This window comes from Priestia sp. TSO9 (assembly GCF_021029645.1).
GTDB lineage: Bacteria > Bacillota > Bacilli > Bacillales > Bacillaceae_H > Priestia > Priestia megaterium_E.
In genome coordinates this window covers 1-5,187 of sequence record NZ_JAJEKD010000023.1, presented here as the reverse complement: position 1 = coordinate 5,187, position 5,187 = coordinate 1, and the positions used below count along the sequence as shown (strand labels likewise).

6 protein-coding genes are annotated in these 5,187 nt (G+C 37.5%); all 6 read left to right on the top strand.

All coding sequences use genetic code 11. The annotated features are described in order from the left end of the window. Window positions 1–335: plasmid mobilization protein (locus LJC66_RS27265; RefSeq protein WP_230933920.1), on the top strand; the 335-nt coding region annotated here is incomplete at its 5' end. Next, entirely contained in the window at window positions 317–1,552 is a 1,236-nt protein-coding gene (locus LJC66_RS27260) for a relaxase/mobilization nuclease domain-containing protein (RefSeq protein ID WP_230933919.1), read from the top strand. The genes LJC66_RS27265 and LJC66_RS27260, both read left to right, overlap by 19 nt. Next, window positions 1,536–1,679, top strand: a complete 144-nt coding sequence (locus LJC66_RS27255; RefSeq protein ID WP_012209757.1) for a hypothetical protein — start codon at window positions 1,536–1,538, stop codon at window positions 1,677–1,679. The genes LJC66_RS27260 and LJC66_RS27255 overlap by 17 nt, the downstream gene beginning before the upstream one ends. Before the next feature lie 223 nt (window positions 1,680–1,902). Next, window positions 1,903–2,562, top strand: coding sequence for a MarR family transcriptional regulator (locus LJC66_RS27250; protein ID WP_088568209.1), 660 nt, complete (start codon window positions 1,903–1,905; stop codon window positions 2,560–2,562). Window positions 2,563–3,091: 529 nt separating this feature from the next. Beyond that, entirely contained in the window at window positions 3,092–3,676 is a 585-nt protein-coding gene (locus LJC66_RS27245; protein WP_230933918.1) for a DUF3967 domain-containing protein, read from the top strand. Window positions 3,677–4,200: 524 nt separating this feature from the next. Continuing rightward, the gene (locus tag LJC66_RS27240) at window positions 4,201–4,638 is read left to right on the top strand and encodes a cell wall hydrolase (RefSeq protein WP_088568273.1); all 438 of its coding nucleotides are present in this window, start codon (window positions 4,201–4,203) and stop codon (window positions 4,636–4,638) included. Window positions 4,639–5,187: the final 549 nt, after the last annotated feature.

Genomic DNA, 5,187 nt, shown 5'->3' with positions numbered 1-5,187 from the left:
AGCGTAGGAACGAGCCTAAACAGGTGAAGTTCCGTGTCACTGAGGAGGAATTCGAACGGCTATCGCTGATGGCGGATAACGTAGGAATGACGGTGCCTGCCTTTGTGAAAGCAAAGGCACAGGGTACACGCGTACGGCAGCCGAAGATCAATCGTGAGGGTGCTCTGGCCATTGCGAAGGAATTGCGCGCCGTGGGTACCAATGTGAACCAAATTGCTAGATGGTGCAATGCAAGAGACATTGAACAATTGAGTGAACAGGAGCTTGAGAGATTGGTATATAATCTCGACGAAATTAAAAAAGGATTGGCTGCAGCATGGCAACAATTAAGCTGAGTACGACGAAAAACGCGAATGCGTTACTGAAGTACGCTGAGAAGCGCGCTGAGGTGTCAAATTCGCTTGATTGCGACGTTGACTATGTAAGAAACCAATTTAAGGCTACAAGGGAAATATGGGGCAAGAACGGCGGCATACAAGCTCATCATGTCATTCAATCGTTTAAGCCAGATGAAGTAGATCCTGAGAAAGCTAATAAAATTGGGCTACAACTGGCTGAGAAATTAGCACAAGGTCATGAGGTGGCCGTCTATACGCATACAGACAAAGATCACATTCATAATCACATCGTCATTAATGCCGTGAACTATGAGGATGGTCGTAAGTTTCATGCTCATGGCCAAGACGCCATTGACCGGTTTCGTGACGTAAGCGATGAGTTATGTAAAGAACATGGGTTGTCCATTGTAGAAGAGCGCTCGGCCGATGTTCGCTACACATTAGCTGAACAGTCATTGCTTCAAAAAGGTAAGTCGAGTTGGAAAGATGAAATTAGAACGGCCATTGACTCTTCAAAAGAACAAGCAACTAGTTTTGAAGACTTTCAGGAACGTTTAAAAGACCAAGGTGTCCAAGCAACGCTACGAGGTAAAAACATCACGTATGAGCATCTAGAATCGAATAAAAAGGTACGTGGCACGAAATTAGGGTTGGCGTACGAAAAGGAGACGATTTTACATGGCTTTGAAAGACAAGTTGAAATTAAAAGAGAAGGAATTTATTCAGGAAAACCAAATGGAGAACGAGGAAATATCCAAACAGGATCTGAACAGGACTTACGAAGAAATGATCTTGCGTCTGAGAGCAACAGAGGGCTATCTCTCGACTTTCCTGAAAGAAAACATGAACAAAGAGATGATGATCGAACAAGAGCTCAAGGAGATCAAACAGACGAGCCAAGACGTACAGAAAGAAATGGAATTGACTTCGATGACATTGCTGAGCAAATTAGAAAACGACATCGAAACACACAAGCTGCATACAAACAAAACTTTGGCCGAGATGAAGACGGCCATCAGAGTCCTACACACCGACATGAAACAGAATCAGGAGTTTCTGAGCAAAGAGTTTCAAGCAAACAATCAAGCGATCAAGGACGAGCTAGAGAAGATCAACAACAACCTGGGGAGCAAGTTCGACAGCTTGAGCGCGACAGCGAAGGCGGAACTCAGCGAGGTCGAAAAAAACAGCAAGACTATGATTTCGAACGCTAAGTTAGGCGTAGTATTTAATGGTTGGTTAGATTGGGTGAAGTATGGGGCTGGTGCAGCAGTATTTATGGTACCAATGTTCTTTTTGTTTAAATGGTTCTTTGGGTTATTTGGTATTAATCTAGGTTAAGGTATAGCGAAATATTAGTTTAAAAGTAGAAAATCAAAAGAAATGGTAGAAATTTTGGTAATTTTACCTGTACAATAAAAATAAGAAAAGCCCTCAAGTTTTGGCCGACTCAGAGGACTTTTCAAAGAAAATAAAGAAGGGATTAACCTTCAAAAACACATTATTATAATTCTATTCTAACACAGTAAGGTTAATTCCTTCCACACTAAATGGAGGAGTTACGGTGAAAAAAGCATTAGAAGAAGCAGAAAAGAAAGCAAGAATTAGAGATTTTAAAGTAGAAGAGTTAATTAATCAAGCTCAGGTTGGTTTGTCTACAGAACAACAAAGAATGTTAATGGAAGTCTTGCATAATGCTACTGGAGAAAACTATTTCATCGGTAAACGAAGGAAAAAAACTGATGGGGTGAAGTTTGTGCAATTAATTATGGATAATGTGAGCTATTTGAACGATATAGGATATTTAAAATCTGCTCAAGAGGCTTTTCTTTTTAAATTAAGCCCGTATGTTGAATTTAAATCAAACGTCCTTATAGAAAAGGTAAAGCAAGTAGATCTAGATAGTGATGATTTAGAAATAGCAACTAATGCTTTGACACCTACATATCTAGCGAAAGAATTTGGTGTAACCAGAAAACACATATCGACTATAATGAACAGTCTTTTAGAAAAAGGAATATTAGGAGTAGCTGAAGCAGGAATGACTACAGAAGATGGACGAATTTGTACAAGTCGTACTTGGTTTGTAAACCCGAATATTATGTGTTGCTCTCCTAAAGATGGTATAGATAGAGCAACTCAACATGTTTTTAAAAAGTCTTTAAAGAACTTCGTTGTAGAAGGTTCATCTAAGAAACACAATTTACCTGTTTATTTATTTTAAACCTCAATCTTTTTTGAGGTTTTTTTATTTGAAATCTATTTGTATAGTGTAACCATATGGTTACACAGGTGTAACCATATGGTTACACTATAGGTGCTTCAAACCCTTGGTAACTCTAACTTTTAGTATATGTCCCTTCTCACTCTATTTAAATAGCAATTCACTCATAGAATTGCAAGGGTCTTTTTATACTTTTTTCGTTTAAAATTTTATAGTTAAATCGCAAGATTTTCTTGTCTAATAAAAAGCGGCCACTATAAGATATGATACTATTATTTTTTTATTAATAAGCCTAAAGGCTATTGAACCGCCTAAAGGCGGCCTTTAGTTTTTAAGTAGAATTTTTAGCGTGGTTGTTCATTGTTTAAATGTGTTCAGATCATTGTTTAGATTATTATTTTTTAAAAAGATCTGAACAATGATCTGAACAGAAAAAGAGGTTAAAGTAGATGTAGCATGGAATTGTCTAAGTGTTTGAATGGTGTTTAGTTTAGATGTTTAGTTGAATTTGAAAGCGGTGATCTGAACAGTGAAGACTTCTAAACAGTGGTTATCAGCTGAAGAGATGGCCAAACAAGTGAAAGTGTCGGCCATGACTATAAAGCGCAATTGCCAAACATATAAGGATTTTATAAATGTTAAGCAAGGTGAAAAAAACAAGTACTTAATTGATTCATCTTCGTTACCTGTTTTTCTTTTTATAGCTAAGATGAGAAATAAACGAAGTCTCCAATCTGCTCAAATACTCGAACTTTTAGTTGAAGAAGGATTCCCTAAGATTTATGATACAGAGAATATAAACTCTTCTAAACAACAACCTGAACAATCCTTAGAGAATCAAGGATTTGTTCCTGTTCAGGAGATAGAATCAATGGTGGCTAAAAGAGTCCAAGAAGAATTAAAAAAGCATGAGCATTTCTTAAGTGAATGGACACTTAAACAAGAAGAACAACAGAGGAAATTTCAAGAAGGATTACTTAAAAGGTTAGATGATCGTGATCAAAAGCTAATGAGCTCTATTAGAGAATTACAAGAGTCTAAATTAGAGATAGCAGCATCTATTGAAGAACCTAAAAAATCTCCTAATAAAAAGTGGTGGGAATTTTGGAAATAAAAAAGAGCAACCTCATCTTTGTCATAGGAGATGGAGGTTGCTTTTTTGCTACGTTGAAATTTGTAAAAATAGTCTGAGCTGTAGTGTAGCATATTATGGTATCAAATGCTATTTTTTGGGTTTGAAGCATATGAATAAAAGGTGCACTTTTTATTCATTCACGTTTCTTTCTGCTGTCCAAAGAACGTTGATTTATCAAGGATGTATAAAAAGCTGCATAACTCATAAATGAGACCTCTTTCGAACCCTTACTCCCATAAGGGTTCTTTTTGGTGATGGGTTCCGGAAAGAGACATTATGTTAACTAAAAATGTATAGCGTATACAGCTTAAAACAGAAAAAACCACCTTCTCTCCAAGGTGGTTTTTTCTTATTACACGACTTTATCCAATGACACCTATTGGCATCTTGAGTAGTTTGCTCTTAGAGATTTGATTTATACAATTTTTGTTATTTTTGAAGGGTAACCACTTGACATTTTTATAGGATGTTTTAAATACAATCATTGGTAGAGGTGATAAAAAGTGACAAGAGTAAAATATAGGAGTAGTGACATTGATTTAATTGCAAGGATGATGCATGCAGAGGCTGTAGGTGAAGGGAAACTAGGCATGCTTATGGTTGGGAATGTCATTGTAAATAGAACAGCAGTTGACTGTTTGGATTTTAAGGATTTAAGAACCATACGGGATGTAATTTTTCATGTTCAAGGTGGAAATTACTCTTTTGAAGCAGTACAAAAAGGTAGTTTATTTTATAGGCCAGCAAGGGATGTAGAAAGAAGATTAGCACGACAAGTAGTAAACTATTGGAGACAACAACCTTCTAAGTATGCTCTTTGGTATTTTAATCCTCCTGCTGCTTGTCCACCTACATGGTACGGTCAACCATTTTCAGGACAATTTAAACAACACTGTTATTATGAACCAGAGGCTGGTACATGCGAAAGTGTTTATAGATAGTAAAGAAAGCTTGGATCAGTTATTAACTGTTCTTCATATTAAATTATGTAATAAATAGAATAGGAAGACTCATTCAATGAAGGCTAGTCCTTATACAAGGTACGAGTCGTATTTTTTAAAAAAACCACTTAAAAAATCTCCACTCTTTTCCCCTTGTATAAAGACTTTCGGCAGGTTTAAATTTATCGCCAAGCCGACATACCCAAAACGAAGGATATAGGAGATCGGCTTGTTTAGGAAAGTATACCTGCCGAACCGCCAGATCGGCCGCCCTAAAGTGTTCATCTTATTCCAAGATGAACAACACTTTAAAAACATAAGAAGCCAGCCTCTACCCCAAAACAAAGGGGGAGATAAGCTGCATTGTCAATGGTAAGCGGACCGTAGGGAGCATTAAGGAATTGACAATGTCTCTGCACCCGAACCCTCTTGGCACTCAAACAACCACGTTTGTTTGACGCCAACCGGCGAGGGAGCCCCCTCAAAGTTTTGAGGGGGTTGGGGGTGTTTGTAGAAGCCATTCCAAAGGAGCTTTCCTTTGGCAGGTGT

Bases quoted from the DNA above. Each gene is read 5' to 3' on its own strand.
- LJC66_RS27255 (WP_012209757.1), top strand. From the start codon at position 1,536: ATGATTTCGAACGCTAAGTTAGGCGTAGTATTTAATGGTTGGTTAGAT.
- LJC66_RS27260 (WP_230933919.1), top strand. From the start codon at position 317: ATGGCAACAATTAAGCTGAGTACGACGAAAAACGCGAATGCGTTACTG.